Below are 18,215 nucleotides of genomic sequence, written 5' to 3'. Positions count from 1 at the left end.
ATCGACTCCGTGCGGGAGCAGGTCAGCACCATGCTGGCCGAGTACGACTTCGCCGCCGGGACGGGTGAAGGCCCGCAGGCGTTGCCGCCGGTGGGGGACCTCGTCTCGAGACTGCTGACGCCGTCGCCTGTGATGCGCGCGCCGGAGGGCACCGAATGGCGCGACGGGGTTCTTCCGCTGGGCGAGACCACCGACAAGCAGCGGGCCGAGGCCGTGCGATCGGCGGCCGACATGCCCCGGCCGCTGGTGCTGCTCGGGTCGGCGAAAGGCGAGGCCGAGCAGAAGAAGCTGGCCGACGATCTCACCCGCGCCCTGCGCTGGTCGGCGCAGGAAGCGGTGCAGCCGGTGGTCCACGTCCTGCCGGAGGCGGACTTCCCGGAGCTGAAGGACACCATCGAGAAATCGCGGGCGAACTTCAAGACGGTCACGGTCCAGCGCGTCAGCCTGGGGCTGAACGACAAATGGGCGTTGTTCGGCCCGGACGGGGTGGAAGCGGCCACGGCGAAGGACGCGGCCTCACTGTTCAAGGATGTCGGCAAGTTGCCGGTCACGCCGACCGGGCACGAGCTGACCCCGGCCGTGCGGAACTGGCGGCGCCAGACCGATCCGGCCGAGATCGAGCGGTTCATGCTGGACCACCTCACGGAGCTGCCGAAACAGCCGGAGCAGGTGCCGGCCGAGGACATGGGCGTACACCACGCCCTGCTTCAGCTGCGGTTGCGCGACGGCGGACCGGCGGACAAGGCGGAGCCGCGGCTCGTACCCGAACCGTCGGCCTCCCGCTTTGACATCGCTCCGCTGCAGCTGGACCTCGAGAAGGCGGTGCCGCCGTCGTTCGCCCTGGACTACCTCGCTCCGAAGAAGTCGCTGGATGAGCGCAAGGCGTGGAACGACCAACTGGTGCAGATGGTCGACCTGCGGACCCCCGACGAGATCAATCGGGACGGGGTCAAGGGGCTCAGCATCGCCGAGATGATGGGGCTGGCCACCAACACCCACGACCAGATCCCGGGCGGCGAGAACGCCAACTTCTCGCGCGGGATGGCCACCGCGTTCTACGGGCTGGCCCAGGTGTTGCTGGTGCCGCCGGAACACATCGGTCTGGCCACGGACAAGATTCCGGGCTTCACCGACCTGATGCGGGGTGTGATCAACTGCGACCTCTCACCCGCGGCGAAGCAGATTCTGCTCCATCAGATCGACAAGGTGAAAGAACGCCTGGAAGGGCTGGACCAACACGGCCGCGCGGGCCTGGTGGAAGTTCTCAACTACACCATCCACAACTGCCTGACGAATTAGTGAACCGCGAATGCCCCGGGTACGTCTGTCGGACGTGGAGGAGCCATGGATCTGAAAGTGATGTCGGAGCTCTGCGCCGACAGCCGTACCGTTCCCGTGATCCCCGGAATGCAGCTGAACGTCGACCTCAAGACCGGCCTGGGTGGCGAACAGCCGCCGCCGGTTCCGGTCGAAGGCGGACGGATGCCGTGGATCACGGCGCTGATGTATCCGACCAGCGCGGCCGGCAAGCCACTGACCACGCGCTTCCGCGACCGTCTCCCTCCGGAGTCCTTGGACAAGACGGCCTACCGGCCGCCCGACGCGGGAACGTTCGACATCGCCGCGCTCGGCGCCCTCGCCGACCAGGTCGGTCACATGGTGCAGGTTCCCAAGGGCGACCTGGCGCCGCCGCGGGACTCCGAGCTGCCGAATCACCGTGATCGGGTGGCACCGCTCAACGCCCAGGGTTTCGTCACCACCTGGGACGAGGCCACCTGGATCCGGGTGCAGCCGGCCGTGAGTCCCGCCGTCAACGCCTGGTCCGGGGTGGCCCCCGAGGTGGCGTCGATGATGCAGCAGTTGCTGGCCGACCTTCCGTATTCTCCCGGCCGGATCGTCCCCGGTGCGGACTGGACCGAGGTCGGCCTGCCGACGGGAATGGTCGACGTCTCGCACGCCGACCTGGCCGCCCGCTTCGGACGACCGCTCAACAACGACGACATCGCCACGGCCCGGGCCGGCGGCGCGGGCGCCCCCCGGATCGAGCCCGGACTGGTCGAGTTCGCGCGGCTCATGGAGCAGTCGCCGGCGAACAGTCAGGCCATGGTCAAGGTGAACGACGCGGCCGACAAGCCGCACGTGTTCCTCGCCCACAACGACGGGTTCAACGTCGTGGTCCTCGACCTCGGGCCCGGCCCGGCCGGCGCCCGGTTCCCCAAGGACCACGGCCCCGTCGAGGTCACCATGCTGCCCGGCCAGATGCCGCTGCCGGATCGGATCGACTCGCTGCGACTGGCCGGCCGCCCCAAGGCCGAGGAACTGTTGCGACCGCTCCTGCTTCCCACCGAGGTCGGTCCCTACCGTCGCAAGGACGGAACCAAGTCGCCGGTGCTGGTGGTCGGCCGCCGCACCGGGCCCAGTCCGTTCATCGACGGGCTGGACAAGATCGCGTCCGAGGTCGGCCAGCCGATCGTCGTGCTCAACGGCATCGGCCGGGACGGTCTGATTCCCCCGGGCCGGGTCGCCGGGCTTCGCTCGGTGCTTCATCAGGAAGGTGTGCACGGGCGGGTGCCGGTGGTGGTCGTACCGTCCGGCCTGAAGAACGGCGCACCCGAAACCGTGAAGTTGCACGCCCTGCTCGACGAGATCGGCGCGTCGCTGGTGCATCCGGTGCCGTCCGGGCTCGGCAGCGCCTGGACGTTCCGCGAGGCCGAGGGCAACGCCGCGTCGCCCGGTGCCGCGCCCGGAAAGCGGCTCTTCGATCAGCCGGATCTGCCGTTGCTGCAGCTCGCGGCGGGCGAGAACCGCCGGCCGAAGCAGACGCCGCCGCCGACGCCGGTCGCCAACTTCCTGACCACGCCGCTGACGCAGATCGACACGAAGACCTTCCAGGATCTGTTCAGCCCCGAGGTGAAGAAGCTGGCACCGCTGGTGCAGCAGATCGGCACCCGGGACCCGATGCTCCGCGGCAACAGCGCCGCGTTCCAGCTGGCCGCCATGGACCAGGCCGACACGGTCACGTCGTTCGCCGGTAATCCCGGCAACGGCCACGAGGCCCTGTTCAAGCCGATCGTCAACGTCCCGGGCGAGACTCCGGCCCAGCGCCGGGAAGGCGTGCAGAAGCTGCTGCCGTTGCTGGCCGACCTGGCCGGCGCGTACGGCATGAACGACATCGCCAGCCAAGGCATCCTGTCCGCGATGAATGCCAAGATCACTGGCAGCGCGGGCGATCAGGAGATCCGGGACATGATCTGGGACCGGAAGGATCACCTGCCGACGGACAAGCGGCCCGACTTCGTCCGGCTCATCTCCGACGTCAGACGGCAGCTCCCCGACTCGGACGGGCCGAGCTACGACCTGATGGCGGAATGGATCCTGACCTGTCCGCCGCCCAGCACGCCGGCACCGGCCGGTTCGTGAACCGCGGCATCTCCCAGCTCGTTTGGTAGGCGACATTGATATTCGGTGAACCGAGGATCTGATGCGGGTGGAAGAAGTCTCCGGTACGGACGTCCACGTGGCGGACCGGCTGGCCCTCTACCACCTCGACGCGCTCGACCAGCGCCAGGAGGAGCAGGTCCAGCGGCATCTGGAGTCGTGCCCGGAGTGCCGGGCGGCGGCGGTCGAGGTGTGCGACACGCTGGCGGCGCTGGCGCTGCTCGTCGACGACAGCGACGAGCTGCTCAACCAGTACGGGGCTCTGGGCTCGGCGATCGCGCCGGCGTTCCCGGAGCGGTTCGCGCCGCAGGAGCAGCCGGTGCCCGAGCGGCTGATCCACCGGATCGCCGAGGCGGCGGAGTCCGGCCGGTTCCGCCTCCGCCGCCGCGGCCGCACCGAGGCCGAGCCCCGTCCGGTTGAGTCGCGTCCGGTTGAGTCGCGTCCGGTTGAGTCGCGTCCGGTTGAGTCGCGTCCGGTTGAGTCGCGTCCGGTTGAGTCGCGTCCGGCTGAGCCCCGTCCGGTCGAGCCCCGTCCGGTCGAGCCCCTTCCGGTCGAGCCGGAGGGGGACGCCGGCCGCAAAGCCGTCCGTCCTGCGGTGACGGCCGGCGCGGCGGAGAAGCCTGGGCAGTCTCCGCCGGTCGTGCGCGCGGCGAAAGAGCCACCGGTCGTGCGCGATGCCAAGAAACCATCTTTGGTGTACGAGCCCACCGTGCTGCCGCCACCGCGGGCGGCATCAACGGCCCAGGCACCGAAGCCCATCCCCAAACCCGAAGCGCCAAAGGCAGAAGCGCCAAAGGCAGAAGCGCCGAAGGCAGAAGCGCCGAAGGTCCAAGCGCCGAAGGTCCAAGCGCCCAAGGCTGAAGCGCCGAACGCCGTAGCTCCCAAGGCTGTAGCTCCCAAGGTAGAAGCGCCGAAGGCTGTAGCTCCCAAGGTAGAAGCGCCGAAGGCTGTAGCTCCCAAGGCGGAAGCACCGAAGGCTGAAGCACCGCGACCGGCGCCCGTGTCGAAGGAGAAGCGGCCCCCTCGCGGCGCCGAACGTTCCCGGCGCCCGCCTCGGCGGCAGCGCGGCGCCTCCCGGCGTTCGGTGGCACTGGTCCGCCTGACCAGCCTGCTGATGCTCGCCGTCGCGCTGGCCGGCTTCTCGCTGTACGCCTTGACCAGAACCCCCGGCAAGCAACCGCAGACCAACGCCGTCCTGACCGCCGCCGCCTCCGCGACCGACGACCAGACCGGCGCGAACCTGTCCATACAGCTGACCGAGGACAGCACCGGGGTCACGGTCCGGGCCACCTTGAACGGCCTGGAGAAGGGCACCGGCTACCGCCTCTACGGGTATCCCTTCGACGGCCGTCCGCAGCCGGTGGTCAACTGGACCGGCAAGACCGGTGTTCAGGAGGTCAGCGGCCAGCTGCCACTCGTCATCACCGAGCTTTCGCACTTCACGGTGATGCGGGGCAGTCGCGTGGTGGTCACCGCCTACCTGCCGCGCGGGATCGTCCCGGTTCGCTGAGGACCCACTTTTCGGGGACGTAGACCCGTATCGCCGTACGAGGAAAAGATGTAATTATGCCGGGAAAATCCGTTAAAGCCGTTCTGCGGCCGATGCTGACCGCCGTCGCCGTACTCGTCCTCATCGCCGGGGCCATGATCGCCGGGTTCGGCGACGCGTTCACCGGCGACTCCGAGGCGCACGCGGCGACCAACCACACGGTCACCTTCGTCAACGACAGTGGCGAGAAGATCTGGGTCGGCAGCACGGTCAACGCCGACGGCTCGCAGAACTTCGGCAGCCTGCCGATCCTCGAGCCGGGGCAGCGGGCGACCATCACCATTCCGGAGACGTCCGGTCCGGGGCACTGGCGGGGCAAATTCTTCGCCCGGCAGCGCTGCGGCGGCGATCCCGGCACGACGTTCCACTGCGCGGTCGGCGACTGCGGCAACGCCGCCGACCACTGCGCGGCCAACTCCGAGCAGCCGACCAGCCTGGCCGAGTTCAACTTCGACCCGGCCGACGCGCTCTCCGCCGCCTGGTACAACATCAGCTACGTCAACGCCGTCTCGCTGCCGGTCACGATCACCCCGACCGGGGGCGGCGCCGCACCCCAGGAGGGTTCGCAGCACTGCGGGGTGGCCGGGTGCGCCAAGCCGTTCGTGCAGAGCTGCCCGGAGGCCAACCTGATCCGCGACGACCGGGGCGCGCCGTTGAACTGCGTCAACCCCAACCGGGACGCGGAGACCGACTACAGCCGGGCGATCACCGGCCTCTGCCCCAAGGCGTACAGCTGGTCCAAACAGGACACCAAGGCCGGCAACCAGACGATGTTCGAGTGCAAGGAGTGCTCGGGCTTCACGGTGACCTTCCACGGCAACGGCACGCCGCCGCCGGCCGCCGAGGCGCCGGCTCAGAAGGAAGTGGTCCAGCAGCAGGCGAACACGCCGAAGCAGCGGGTCGAGGGCAAGGTCGTGGCCGAGGAGGCCACCGTGCCGGGGCAGTTGCGGGCGCGCAAGGCGAACCCCGCGCCGGTTCAGGGCAGCACGATCGTCAGCGACTGGCAGGGCAAGTGCCTCGACGTGCCCGGCGCCAACTTCGCGGACGGCGTACACCTGCAGGTCTGGGGTTGTGACAACACCGACGCGCAGAGATGGGCGATCGTCGACGGGATGCTCCGGACCAAGGACAACCTGTGCGTGGACGTCGCCTGGGGGTCGAGGGACAACGGCGCGGTCGTGCAGCTCGCCCAATGCACCGGCAACGCGGCCCAGCAGTGGGTGCTCTCGGACGCCGGTGACCTGGTGAACCCCCAGGCCGACAAGTGCCTCGACATCAAGGACTGGAACGCCGAGAACGGCGCCCCGGTGCAGCTTTGGGACTGCGCGGGCACGGCCAACCAGAAGTGGCACCGCGCCTGATCTGATCACGGATGCGGCAGCCGTCACGGCTGCCGCATCCGTGCTGTCCGTCCTACTCGCTTACAACGAACGGCGTACCGCTGAGCGTTTCGCCCACCGGCGTCTTGGCCCAAATCGCGAGCAGCTCGGGTTGCGCACCGCACAGATCGAGGAAGCCGTTGATCTCCTCGATGCTCGGCGCTGCCGGCAACCGGCAGCTCAGGACCCGTTCGCCGGCCTCGGTCTCGCCGGCCTCGTCGTCAGCGTCCGGGATCCAGTGCAAAATCTGCACCTGCCAGTCGGGCCGGCCACCCGGGAACGGCAGGGGCGCCGCCACCGCGACGAAGTGCCGGTCGTCGGACTCCGGGTCGAAGCTGATCGACAGGAGTTCGGGTTCCAGCTGCGCGGCCCGGTTGCTACGGCGGTGATGAGCCCGGGCGAGCAGGCGCAGGTCGGCGACTGCCGATGACAGGTCCGGCTCGGGCAGCGTCCGGTCGGTCCGGTCGAGCAGTTCCCGGGTGCGCGTGGTGAGTTCGGTAGCTCCGTACAGGATCGTCGGGGAGTCGAAGTCCCAGACGCGCCGGCCCTCCTCGGCCGGCCGCACGTTGGCCGTGAAGCGCTGCCACTCGGCGGCCAGTTGCTGGCCCTCGGTTGCCACCTCGGTGGCGATGGCGGTACGGACCGTCTGCGGCTGGGGCGCCGTCGCCCCGTCGAGGTCAGTCAGCGCCTGGTGGAACAGGACTTTGACGTACTCGTACCAGAGGCTGTGATCCCCGGTCAGCAGGGCAGCCCGGGAGTCAGGGGAGAGCAACGCCTCGAGGTGCTCGGCCGGGTAGGTCTCGATGTCCTCGAAGCGCTCGTCCCAGGTCGACATCGGGGCGGTGGCCAACGTGGAGACGCGGTTGAGGGCGTCCACGATCGGCGCGGCGTCGTCGGTGGTCTCGACGCTGGTCACCGTCGCCGACGTCAGACCGGCGGGGGACTGGTAGGCGGCCAGGATCTGCACCTTGCCGCGGCTGGGGTGTTGAGAGTAGATGGTCATCGGCTGCCCTTCCTCCGGCCGGCCACGCGGGCACGCCGGAGCGAGATGAGAAGTCGGGCTGAGGGAAGAAGACGGTGGTGGCTCAGGTCCGATCCCGAGCTCCGTACCGCCTGCCAATTTACTCGCTCCGGGCAACTCTTGGTCAGTAGTGTTCGGGCGATGTCGTAAATCCCGTGAGTAATTGAGGAGAACTGATGTCTACAGCGATGCCGGGAACTTCCACCCGCCGTTCGATGTCTCCGTTCGTCCTCCGGGAGTTTTGCTTTGCTGACCATCAGTCGAAATGTCCGACTACTGGGCTGGTTCAACTTCGCCGGTGACTTCCGCCTGTATGGGCCGATCATGGTCCTGTACTTCGCGCAGGTCACCGGCTCGTACGCCGCCGCCGCCAGCCTCCTGGCGGTGAAGAAACTGTCCTCGGCCGCGTTCGAGGTCCCGACCGGGGTGCTTTCCGACCGGCTCGGCCGGCGCGGCACGATGATCGCCGGCGCGGTCGTCATGGTCGCCGCCCATGTCGGGTACGCCGGCGCCCCGGGCTATTCCCTCCTGCTGGCCGCCGTCGTGCTGGAGGGGCTGGCCACCGCCCTGTGGAGCGGCAACAACGAGGCGCTGCTCTACGACACGTTGCTCGAGGCCGGCCGGCCGGATGAGTTCGCGCGGCACTCGGGCCGGGTGAACTCGATGTTCCAGATCGCCCTGGCCCTGGCCGCGCCGATCGGTGGCGTGGTCGCGGGCGCGTGGTCGCTGCGTACCGTGGTCGTGCTGTCGATTCTGCCGCAGGTGTTGTGCGTGGTCATCGCCTTCGGGATCCGCGAACCGCTGGTGCACGGCCCGCTGGAGTCGACCGCGCTGGCCCACCTCGGGTCGGCGCTGCGCGGGATCCGGGGCAATCCGGTGCTCCGCCGGATGACCCTGGTGTCGGCGCTGCGGTACAGCAGCGAGAGCGCGGCCCAGTTGTCGCCGGTCTTCGTGGCCGGGCTGTGGCCGCTGTGGGCGCTGGGCCTGTGGCGCACCTTCGGCCACGGCGTGTCGTTCGCCGGCTTCCGCCTCAGTGGCTGGGTCATCGGCAAGGCCGGCGCGGCTCGTACGCTGCTGTTCGGCGAGCTGTTCGACAACGTGGCGAACTTCGTGGCGCTGATCCGGCCGACGGTGTTCTCGCCGGTGATCCTCGGGTCGCCGGCGTACGGCCTGTCGACGATCGCCCAGCAGACGTTGCTGCAACGCGAGTTCACCGACCGGGAACGCGCGACCATGGGTTCGCTCGCGTCGCTGCTCGGCAGCCTGCTGTACGCGCTCGTCGCCCTGGGCGCCGGCCTGGTGGCCGACCGCTGGGGCATCGTCGCCGGCCTGTTCCTGATCCAGGCGGTGCTGCTGATCGCGCTGCCGCTGGCCTGGTGGGTGCACACGCACGCGCGCAGGGGTTAGGAGGACCGGCGCTGGGGAAGCAGGTGCTCCTCGTGGTCGAGTTCGCGTTCCAGGACCCGGAGTCCCTCGTCGTTGAGGCTGCCCGCGTCGCGCCAGCGCAGCAGTTCCTCGCGCTGGGCGTCGATCACGGCGCGGCGCACCATCAGGGCCGCCTCGTACTGCGGTGACTCCGGGACCTGGTCCGACTCGGCCTTCTCGAGCAGGTCGAGGCGCCGGCGATAGCGCTGCAGGCGGGTCTCCAGCTGCTGCTTCATGTTCGCGATGGCGTGATCCTCGACGTGATCGTGCTGCTGCAGCTGGATCTCCTCCAGCCGGTCCAGGGCCGCCTGCACCGAGGCCGAGCGGGCCTGGTTGCGTTCGCGGGCCTCGTCGGCGCGGTTGGCCCGCAGGCCCAGGCGGCGGACCAGCGGGCCGAAGGTCAGGCCCTGGCCGATCAGGGTCACCAGCACCACCACGAACGCGCAGAAGTGCAGCAGCTCACGGTCGGGGAAGCCGGCCGGCAGGGTGAACACCGCGGCCAGGGAGATCACGCCGCGGGTGCCGGCCCAGCTCATCGCCGTCGACTCGCGGGCGGTCAGCGCCTGTTCGCGCCGGTCGCCCTGGTCGTCGGCGGGATCCTCGCCCAGCCGGGAGTGCATCGACCGGGGGAGCAGCTGAGTGATCATCAGCCAGAGCGGTCGGAGGAGCAGGACCACGCCGAGCGTGATGATCAGCGCGATGGCGATGGTGGAGGTCTCGTACCGGGACAGCTCGGCCAGTACGGCCGGCAGCTGGATGCCGATCAGCAGGAAGACGACGCCCTCGAGCAGGAAGTCGATCAGCCGCCAGACGGCGCTGGTCTGCAGCCGGCTGGCCCCGGTGGCGTAGCGCGGGGCGTCGTGGCCGATGATCAGGCCGGCCACCACGACGGCCAGCACGCCGGAGACGTGCACGCGCTCGGCCAGCAGGTACGCGGCGAACGGGGTGGCCAGGGACAGCGCGTTGGCGGTCAGCGGGTCGGTACGCATCGGCCGCAGCAGCCGCACCAGCCGGGCGACCAGGTAGCCGGCCACCACCCCGCCCGCCGCCGACAGCACGAAGACGCCGACCGCGTTGGTGAACGTGAAGTTCTCGCCGCGGGCCGCGCCCACCGCCACGGTCAGAATGGTCAGCGCGGTCGCGTCGTTGAGCAGCCCCTCGCCCTGGATCAGGGTGACCAGGTTGCTGGGCAGGCCGGCCTTGCGCCCCACGGCCAGCGCCGCCACCGGGTCGGGCGGGGCCACCGCCGCGCCCAGCGCCACCCCGGCGGCCAGGGTGGCCCCGGTCACCCAGAGCGAGAAGCCGGCCCCGACCAGCAGCGACGTGGCGATGACGAGGCCGACCGACAGGCTGATCACGGTGCGCATGTTGCGCCGGATGTCGATCAGCGAGGAGTCCAGCGCCGCGTTGTAGAGCAGCGGCGGCAGCAGGAAGGTCAGGATCAGGTCGGGGTTGATCACGATGTTCGGGCCGGGGAGGTACGCGTACCCGATGCCGACCAGGGCCAGAATCGCGGCGGCGGGCAGACCGGTGCGTTCGCTGAACCAGCGCACCAGGATCACCACCCCGATGGCGGCCAGTACGAACAGCAGGAACTCCTCAGCGTGATGCACCCGGTCATTGTTCCGGAACTTGACGGAGATCGAAAAAGAGAGGCCGGCGGGACATCCCGCCGGCCTCTCGGTGTTACCAGCTCAGTACCGGTAGTGCTCCGGCTTGAACGGGCCCTCGATCGCGACGCCCAGGTATTCGGCCTGCTTCTTGGACAACGTCGTCAGGCGCACGCCGAGCGCGTCCAGGTGCAGTCGCGCGACCTTCTCGTCCAGGTGCTTGGGCAGCACGTAGACCTGCTTGGCGTACTCGTCGGGCTTGGTCCAGAGTTCGATCTGGGCCATCACCTGGTTGGTGAACGAGTTCGACATGACGAACGACGGGTGCCCGGTGGCATTGCCCAGGTTCATCAGGCGGCCCTCGGACAGCACGATCACCGAGTGGCCGTCCGGGAAGCGCCACTCGTGCACCTGCGGCTTGATCTCGACCTTCTCGATGCCCGGCACCTTGGCCAGCCCGGCCATGTCGATCTCGTCGTCGAAGTGACCGACGTTGCCGACGATGGCGTTGTGCTTCATCCGGCTGAGGTCGTCGGCGGTGATGATGTCGGTGCCGCCGGTCGTGGTGATGAAGATGTCGGCCTCGGCGACGACGTCCTCCAGGCGTACCACCTGCATGCCGTCCATGGCCGCCTGCAGCGCGCAGATCGGGTCGATCTCGGTGACCACCACGCGGGCGCCCTGGCCGCGCAGCGTCTCGGCCGAGCCCTTGCCGACGTCGCCGTAGCCGCAGACCACGGCCAGCTTGCCGCCCAGCATCACGTCGGTGGCCCGGTTGAGGCCGTCGACCAGCGAGTGCCGGATGCCGTACTTGTTGTCGAACTTGCTCTTGGTGACCGCGTCGTTGACGTTGATCGCCGGGAAGAGCAGCTCGCCGTCCCGGGCCAGGCGGTAGAGCCGGGCCACGCCGGTGGTGGTCTCCTCGGTGACGCCGCGGATCTCGGCCGCCACCTTGGTGAACAGCTGCCCGTCGCGGGCCAGCGTGCCACGCAGCGTCTCCAGGATCACGCTGTACTCGTGGCTGTCGGCCTCGGTGGTCTGCGGCACGGCGCCGGCCGCCTCGAACTCGACACCCTTGTGCACCAGCAGGGTGGCGTCACCGCCGTCGTCGAGGATCATGTTGGGGCCGCGGCCGCCGCCGAAGTCGAACAGCCGCTCGGTGCACCACCAGTACTCCTCCAGCGTCTCGCCCTTCCAGGCGTACACCGGCGTGCCGGTCGGAGCGTCCACGGTCCCGGCGCCGACCACAACCGCGGAGGCCGCCTCGTCCTGCGTCGAGAAGATGTTGCACGACACCCAGCGCACCTCGGCCCCGAGCGCGACCAGCGTCTCGATCAGCACCGCGGTCTGCACGGTCATGTGCAGCGAGCCGGCGATCCGCGCGCCTCGCAGCGGCTGCGTGTCGGCGTACTCGGCCCGGATCGACATCAGGCCCGGCATCTCGTGCTCGGCCAGCCGGATCTGGTGCCGCCCAGCCTCGGCCAGTGCGAGATCCGCGACCGCGAACTCGAGGCCGTTGATCGTCTGAAGCTTGTCGGACATGGAGAAGGGCACCCCCTTCATCAGGAGGCGCCCTTGCGGATGTCGTCGGCTCGGCCGAGCGTGGCGGAGGGCAACCTCCGTCGCAGCGCCTCTCGGCCAGCGCCAACAACCATAACCCCAAAGTCAAACCATGATGGGGTACGCCGGACACATGGTCCCGCCTTCTCGGCGGCCTGATCAGTGGTCCGGGCCGTCCCCCGCCATCCGGCCGTCTTGCAGCGAAAATCCGCCGCTACGCGGCCCCCGGGGCCGCCCCCGACGCGACCGCGCCATGGCGTAGGTCACAGCGTCGAGGGCGGTGCCCGGGTCAGTCCAGGTCGGGGAGCTGGGACGGACCGCGGTCGAGCAGGGCGAAGGCGGCCGGGGCGGGGCCGTCGCCGGTTTCCTCGACGATAAGGGCGCCGGCCTGGGTGATGCGGAAGTGGGCGCCGCGGTTGCCGATGTAGTAGAGGTCGCGGCCGGAGTCGTTGCGGCCGGCCGGCTCGAAGGTGAACTTCTGGGCCGAGCGGCTGGCGTCGCAGGCGGTGGACTGGACCGTCAGCGAGCTGGTGCCGTTGTTGCGTACGCCCAGGCAGAGCGCCTCACCGCCGACGCGGAGCCGGCCCGTTTTGATCATGAACTGGTCGCTGCCCGGTGCCGTGGGGACGGGCACGAACAGGGCCCGGTCCTCGGCGAGGTCGGCCAGTTCGACGCGACCGCTCTCGCTCACCGACAGGATTCCCTCGGTGCCGCTGGGAGCGATGTTGATCTCCCGCTTTCCGGTGAAGACGTCGGACGGCGCGGCCGAGGCGTTGGCCGCCACCGGGCCGGCGGCCAGGACGGCGGCCGCGGCGGCGAGCCCGACCGCGGCGGCGCGAAGGCGAGAGTGATTCATGAAAGGCATGCGGCCCAGATTATTGGGTTCTGTCAACATGCCTGCACCTCTGTAGGAAGGCATCCATAAAACTACGATTTAGGAAAGTCGACCAGGGCCACGTCGAGAGTGGAGTGTCCTGTGCGCGGTCTGGCCACAGTCGACAGTCTCGGTGGAGGACGCCCCGTTCGTCGCCCCGCTCAGCCGGCCCGGCGACGGTTCTCCTGGTCACGCACGGCCTTGGTGAAGGTCGGCGGGTCCCAACGCTCGGCCAGGGCCTGGGTCATCAGCTCGGCCTGGGTCGGCGGGGCCAGGCCACCGATGGGCTGGTCGCGGTCGAGGTTGGTGGGGAACGCGTAACCCTCGGCCGACGCGGCGACCACGTTGGCCGTGCTGCCCTCGTACCCGAGCAGGACCGGATAGAGCGCCTCGCACATGGCCGTGCGGTCGACGGTCTCCATGGCGCGGCCGAAGGCCGAGCTGATCTGCAGCAGGTTGGCCATCCGGCGGACGTCGGCCGAGCGGTTGGTGCCGGCGCCGTGGAACAGGGCGGGGTTGAAGAACGCGGCGTCGCCCTTGGCCAGGGGCAGCTGGACGTGGTGCCGGTCGAAGTAGGCGGTGAAGGCGGGCTGGTGGAAGGCCAGGTAGCCGGGGGCGTACTTCTGCGAATGCGGCAAATACAGGGTGGGCCCGGTCTCGACCGGCATGTCGACGTGGGCCACGGCACCCTGCAGGGTCAGGACCGGGGAGAGCAGGTGAACGTGCGCGGGGAAGCGTGACGCCTGCGCGTCCGACATGAAGCCGAGGTGGTAGTCGCGGTGGGCGACCTGGGCCTGCCCGCCCGGGTTGACCACGTTGACCTGGGAGGTGACCTGGTAGCCGGCGCCCAGCCAGGCGGCCGAGATCAGGGCCAGGGTGCTGTTGTCGTAATAGGCGGCGAAGGCGGCGGGGTCGCGCAGGGCGAACTTGTCCAGCGCACCCCAGACGCGGTCGTTGGCGCCGGGCTGGGCGAAATGGTCGCCACCGGCCCGGCCGGTCTCCCGCTCCTCGGCGATCAGCCCGGTGAACACACCGGTGGCGCGGTCGACGACGTCGGCGGCGAAGGCGCCCCGGAACACCACGATGCCGGGGCCGTCCATCAGCGCCCGGGCCAGTTCGGCGCGCACCTCGGTGGTGTCCGGCAGGTCGCCGGGGTAGATGAGAACGTTCCGCGCGACCTCGGTGGCGTGCGGGAACTCGGACCTGTCGGTCTGCTGCTCGACAACGGCCCGGAAGTCCTCCAGTCGGCCGTCGGCGGCGGTGAACCAGCTCGTCATGACGTTCACGCTAGGCCCGCACCGAACATCAACGGCGGTTGAGAAGACCTCAAAAACCCATCAGTCTGTACGACGTGAAGCACCCGTACCGGATCCGCGAGATCGCCGCCCAGGCCGGCCTGAGCCCGGCCACCGTCGACCGGGTCCTGCACGAGCGCGGCGGGGTCCGGGCGAGCACCGTCCGGGAGGTCCGCCAGGCCATCGCCGACCTCGACCGGCAGCAGTCGCAGATCCGGCTGGGCGGCCGGACGGTGATGCTGGACGTGGTGGTGCAGGCGCCGCCCCGATTCACCGGTGCGTTGCGGGCGGCGCTGGAGGCCGAACTGCCGTCGCTGCGGCCCGCCACCATCCGGTCCCGGTTCCACCTGCTCGACTCGCCGGCCACCAGTGACCTGGTCGCGGTGCTGGAGAAGGTGGGACGGAACAGGTCCGGCGGGGTGATCCTGAAGGCGCCGGAGACCCCGGAGATCGTCGCCGCGGTGGCCCGGCTGCCGGTGCCGGTGGTCACCTTCGTCACCGACCTGCCCGGCAGCAAGCGGGTGGCGTACGTCGGCATCGACAACCGGGCAGCCGGTGCGACAGCGGCCTACCTGGTCGATCAGTGGCTGGCCGACCGGGCCGGAGACGTGCTGGTGGTGCGCGGGCACGGGTCGTTCCACGGTGAGGACGAGCGGGAGATGGGTTTCCGGGCCGAGATGCGGCTGCGGTCGCCCGGGCGGCGCATCGTCGAGGTGGTGGACGAGGAGGACAGGGCCGACGCTGTGCACGTCAGCATCCGCGAACTGCTGGCGGCCAGCCCGTCCGTACGCGCGGTGTACTCGCTGTACGCGGGGGCGGGCGGCAACGCGGCCGTGGTGAGAGCGTTCGAGGCCGAGCGGCGCAGGTACGACGTCTTCGTGGCGCACGACCTGGACGGCGAGAACACGATGCTGCTGCGGGACCGCCGGCTCTCCGCGGTGCTGCACCACGACCTGCGGCAGGACATGCGCCAGGCTTGTCTGGCGCTGTTACACGCGAGCGGCGTACTCACCGGGCGCCCGCACCCCGCACCCAGCGCGATCCAGGTGATCACCCCGCACAACGAACCGCTCGCAAGATTTTCCTGAGCGAGCTGTCCGGTCGCGTCGCGGCCGTTCGTCATCGGGATGAAAACCACCCGATCGCCACCGAGATGAAAAGCACCTGTTCGTCATCGGGATGAAAACCACCTGCTCGCCACCGAGATGAAAAGCACCGAGATGAAAGCCACCCATGAGAGGGGTACGAAGTGAAGTACATGATGTTCGTCTGCACCGACACCGAGCCGGAGACGTCGGACAGCGGAGTGCCGACGATCGAGCAGTGGGCGGCCGACACCTATGACAAGGGCAAGGCGATCCTGGGCGAGCGGCTGGCCCCGCACACCACGGCCACCACGGTCCGGGTCCGGGGCGGCGAGCTGCTGCTGACCGACGGCCCGTTCGCCGAGACCACCGAGGTGATCTGCGGCTTCGACATCCTCGAGTGCGCCGACCTGGACGAGGCCATCGAGATCGCCCGCAACCACCCGATGGCCTACCACGGCCGTCTCGAACTGCGCGCCTTCGACCCGCTCAACCTCTGATGGATGTCGTCGCCACCGCCGCGCGCGAGTCCTTCGGCCGCATCGTCGCCACGCTGATCAAGCTGACCGGCGACTGGGACCTGGCCGAGGACTGCGCGCAGGAGGCGCTGGCCGCGGCCCTGGATCGTTGGCCGCGCGAAGGTGTGCCGGCCAATCCCGGGGGCTGGCTGATGACGGTGGCCCGCAACCGCGCGATCGACGTTCTGCGGCGGGCCACCGTGGAACAGCGGAAGCTGCGCGAGGTGGTGGCGTTGCCCCACGCCGAGCTGGAGGAGGCGGAAGAGGTGGAGGACGACCGGCTGCGGCTCGTCTTCACCTGCTGTCACCCGGCGTTGTCGCCGGAGGCGCGGGTGGCCCTCACCCTGCGGACGGTGTGCGGTGTGCCGACGGGGGAGATCGCGCGCGTGTTCCTGACCACCGAGTCCACCATGACGCGGCGTCTGACCAGGGCAAAGACCAAGATCTCGACGGCGCGCATCCCCTATCGGGTGCCGTCCGGCCCGGCCCTGGCCGAGCGGCTGCCCGGCGTCCTGGCGGTCGTCTATCTGCTGTTCACCCAGGGCTACGCCAATGACGGCGAGCCGGCCTTCGCCGAGGAGGCGATCCGGCTGGCCCGGCTGCTGCGGCGGCTGATGCCGGACCAGCCCGAGGTGACCGGGCTGCTGGCGCTGTGCCTGCTGCAGCATTCCCGGCGGCGGGCGCGGCGGGACGCCGAAGGCAACCTGCTGACCATCGACCGGCAGGACCGCGGGCGCTGGGACCGGGCGGCCATCGCCGAGGGGCGCGCCCTGCTCGACTCGGCCGGCGACGGCGACTATGCGACCCAGGCCCGGATCGCCGTCGAGCACACCCGGGACGAGACTGACTGGCCGGTCATCGCCGGCTGGTACGACCGGCTGGTGACGCTGCGACCGACACCGGTGGTGCGGCTCAACCGGGCGGTCGCGCACGGGTTCGCGTACGGACCGGAAGCCGGTCTTGATCTCCTGGCCGAGGCCCGGGCCGGTGGGGTGCTCGACGGCTTCGCCCCGGCCTTCGCGGCCGAGGCCGAACTGACCGCGCGACTGGGCGACCGGCTCCGCGCCGAGCTGCTGTTCCGCGCGGCCGCCGACCTGACCGCCTCCCCGGCCGAGCGGCGCGCGCTGCTCGACCGGGCCGCCGAGATGGAGACCACATGACCACACCCACGGTCGAGTTCGACGGCCGTTTCAGCGAGCCCGGCGCCACCGCCGTGCCCTGGGCCGAGGTCGAGACGATCCTGCTCGAGGCCAAGATGTTCTGGCTGTCCACGGTCCGCCGGGACGGCCGCCCGCACGTCACCCCGGTGCCGATGATCTTCGACGGCGGGCAGTTGCACTTCACCGTCGGCCTCGGCGAGCAGAAGATGGTCAACCTGGCCGGCAACCCGAGGGTGGCGGTCACCACCGGCACGCCCGCACTGACCTCGGGCACCGACGTGGTGACCGAGGGTACGGCGGTCCGGGTGACCGACCGCGACCGGCTGCTCGCGCTGGCCGGCCTGTGGCGGTCCCGGCTCGACTGGGACTACGAGGTCGACGGCGACACCTACCACCACCAGGGCGGGACCGCGCACGTCTTCGGGGTCAGCCCGGCCAAGATCCTGGCCTTCGGCAAGTCCCCGTACTCGCAGACGCGCTACCGCTTCTGAACCTCCTGGCGTACGTAGAGGGGCTTGAACCCGGCGCGGAGCATGTTGTTCAGCGACGGGTTCGACGCCCCCTCGGCCGGCTGGACGCACTCGGTGATGATCCACTCGCAGCCGAGCTCGCGGGCCCGGGCGATCCGGGCCGCGATCAGGGCGGTCTGCGCGCCCCGGCGGCGCGCCTCGGGCAGCACCGCCCCGCCGATCAGCTCACCGACCGCGCCGTGGACGAAGAGGTTCCCGCCGCCGACCACGCGGTCGCCGGACCAGGCCGCGTACGGGTGGAACTCCGGCCGGCCGGCGGTGGCCGCGAACATGCCGGTGAAGCCCTCGGCCGGCCGGCCGAACCCCGTGCGGACCGCGTCGGCCCAGGCCATGGCCGCGTCGGCGGCGACCGGGGCGATCCGCAAGCCGGATCCGGCCGGGAGGCCCGGGTCGAGGTCCCCGGCGCGGGCGGCCAGCTTGACGATCGCCGTGCCGGGCCGCAGCCCGCGGGTGGCCATGATCTCGGCCCAGTCGTCCGGCAGCACCTCGGGCGCGAAGGCCAGCGTCGCCCGCGGGTTGCCCTCGGCGTGGTAGAGGTCGAGGATCCGGTCGACCAGGTCGCCGGTGATCGGCTCGTCGAACCCGATACCGATCGCCTTGTTCCACAGGCCGGTCGGGTCGTTGGGCGCGGACAGCACCACGCCACCGCTGAACCGGTGCGCGGCTATGCCGAGGAACTTCTGGTCGTCGGGCGGTGCGCCCGTCTCGTACCGGAACATGGCCTCGGCCTCGGTGGCCTCGGCCGTGGCGGCGGGAAGGTGCGACATACCG

At 70.1% G+C, this 18,215-nt stretch carries 15 protein-coding genes, 1 pseudogene and 1 riboswitch; of the genes and pseudogenes, 10 read left to right on the top strand and 6 right to left on the bottom strand.

The features are described 5' to 3' along the window. The 5 genes and pseudogenes from ACGFIO_RS26430 to ACGFIO_RS26410 all read left to right on the top strand — a co-directional run. Positions 1–1,299: hypothetical protein (locus ACGFIO_RS26430; RefSeq protein WP_392829534.1), on the top strand; the 1,299-nt coding region annotated here is incomplete at its 5' end. Positions 1,300–1,344: 45 nt separating this feature from the next. After that, positions 1,345–3,420, top strand: a complete 2,076-nt coding sequence (locus ACGFIO_RS26425) for a hypothetical protein (RefSeq protein WP_392829532.1) — start codon at positions 1,345–1,347, stop codon at positions 3,418–3,420. A 61-nt stretch (positions 3,421–3,481) separates the two neighbouring features. Next, positions 3,482–3,601 (top strand): annotated as a pseudogene (locus tag ACGFIO_RS26420) (hypothetical protein); the annotation flags it as partial. A 253-nt stretch (positions 3,602–3,854) separates the two neighbouring features. After that, positions 3,855–4,037, top strand: a complete 183-nt coding sequence (locus ACGFIO_RS26415; RefSeq protein ID WP_392829556.1) for a pentapeptide repeat-containing protein — start codon at positions 3,855–3,857, stop codon at positions 4,035–4,037. 967 nt (positions 4,038–5,004) lie between these two features. Then, complete coding sequence (locus ACGFIO_RS26410) at positions 5,005–6,348, top strand: thaumatin family protein (RefSeq protein WP_392829530.1); 1,344 nt, start codon at positions 5,005–5,007, stop codon at positions 6,346–6,348. Positions 6,349–6,400: 52 nt separating this feature from the next. Here the strand turns inward: ACGFIO_RS26410 and ACGFIO_RS26405 are convergent, their stop codons facing one another. Next, the gene (locus ACGFIO_RS26405; protein WP_392829528.1) at positions 6,401–7,369 is read right to left on the bottom strand and encodes a hypothetical protein; all 969 of its coding nucleotides are present in this window, start codon (positions 7,367–7,369) and stop codon (positions 6,401–6,403) included. 264 nt (positions 7,370–7,633) lie between these two features. Here ACGFIO_RS26405 and ACGFIO_RS26400 point away from each other — a divergent pair, with 264 nt between their 5' ends. Continuing rightward, positions 7,634–8,794, top strand: a complete 1,161-nt coding sequence (locus tag ACGFIO_RS26400; protein ID WP_392829526.1) for an MFS transporter — start codon at positions 7,634–7,636, stop codon at positions 8,792–8,794. On the opposite strand, the gene ACGFIO_RS26395 is transcribed toward ACGFIO_RS26400, so the two are convergent. The 4 genes from ACGFIO_RS26395 to ACGFIO_RS26380 form a co-directional block, all read right to left on the bottom strand. Next, positions 8,791–10,425 (bottom strand): Na+/H+ antiporter, encoded by a 1,635-nt coding sequence (locus ACGFIO_RS26395; RefSeq protein ID WP_392829524.1) that lies wholly within the window; start codon positions 10,423–10,425, stop codon positions 8,791–8,793. The two genes, ACGFIO_RS26400 and ACGFIO_RS26395, sit on opposite strands and share 4 nt — an antisense overlap. 81 nt (positions 10,426–10,506) lie before the next feature. Then, complete coding sequence (gene ahcY / locus ACGFIO_RS26390) at positions 10,507–11,988, bottom strand: adenosylhomocysteinase (RefSeq protein ID WP_392829555.1); 1,482 nt, start codon at positions 11,986–11,988, stop codon at positions 10,507–10,509. Further along, positions 11,983–12,064: riboswitch (S-adenosyl-L-homocysteine riboswitch) on the bottom strand. (Overlaps the previous gene by 6 nt.) A 207-nt stretch (positions 12,065–12,271) precedes the next feature. Next, positions 12,272–12,847: a hypothetical protein gene (locus ACGFIO_RS26385; protein ID WP_392829522.1), complete on the bottom strand. Its 576-nt coding sequence runs from the start codon at positions 12,845–12,847 to the stop codon at positions 12,272–12,274. A gap of 170 nt (positions 12,848–13,017) precedes the next feature. Continuing rightward, positions 13,018–14,133 (bottom strand): phytanoyl-CoA dioxygenase family protein, encoded by a 1,116-nt coding sequence (locus tag ACGFIO_RS26380; RefSeq protein ID WP_392829521.1) that lies wholly within the window; start codon positions 14,131–14,133, stop codon positions 13,018–13,020. A 74-nt stretch (positions 14,134–14,207) separates the two neighbouring features. Here ACGFIO_RS26380 and ACGFIO_RS26375 point away from each other — a divergent pair, with 74 nt between their 5' ends. From ACGFIO_RS26375 to ACGFIO_RS26360, 4 genes are all read left to right on the top strand, one after another. Further along, the gene (locus ACGFIO_RS26375) at positions 14,208–15,239 is read left to right on the top strand and encodes a LacI family DNA-binding transcriptional regulator (RefSeq protein WP_392829519.1); all 1,032 of its coding nucleotides are present in this window, start codon (positions 14,208–14,210) and stop codon (positions 15,237–15,239) included. Between the two features lie 161 nt (positions 15,240–15,400). Further along, positions 15,401–15,736 carry a YciI family protein gene (locus ACGFIO_RS26370; RefSeq protein ID WP_392829517.1) on the top strand — a complete coding sequence of 112 codons (336 nt, stop codon included), beginning with the start codon at positions 15,401–15,403 and terminating at the stop codon, positions 15,734–15,736. Next, positions 15,736–16,914, top strand: a complete 1,179-nt coding sequence (locus tag ACGFIO_RS26365) for an RNA polymerase sigma factor (RefSeq protein ID WP_392829515.1) — start codon at positions 15,736–15,738, stop codon at positions 16,912–16,914. The genes ACGFIO_RS26370 and ACGFIO_RS26365 overlap by 1 nt, the downstream gene beginning before the upstream one ends. Next, entirely contained in the window at positions 16,911–17,405 is a 495-nt protein-coding gene (locus tag ACGFIO_RS26360) for a pyridoxamine 5'-phosphate oxidase family protein (protein WP_392829513.1), read from the top strand. Before ACGFIO_RS26365 ends, ACGFIO_RS26360 begins: the two co-directional genes overlap by 4 nt. Here the strand turns inward: ACGFIO_RS26360 and ACGFIO_RS26355 are convergent. Beyond that, positions 17,393–18,211, bottom strand: a complete 819-nt coding sequence (locus ACGFIO_RS26355; RefSeq protein ID WP_392829511.1) for a GNAT family N-acetyltransferase — start codon at positions 18,209–18,211, stop codon at positions 17,393–17,395. The genes ACGFIO_RS26360 and ACGFIO_RS26355 overlap by 13 nt on opposite strands. Positions 18,212–18,215: the final 4 nt, after the last annotated feature.

The organism is Actinoplanes sp. NPDC049265 (genome assembly GCF_043197135.1).
Lineage (GTDB): Bacteria > Actinomycetota > Actinomycetes > Mycobacteriales > Micromonosporaceae > Actinoplanes.
Note: the sequence above shows the minus strand (reverse complement) of the source record. Positions and strands in the feature narration are given on the sequence as shown.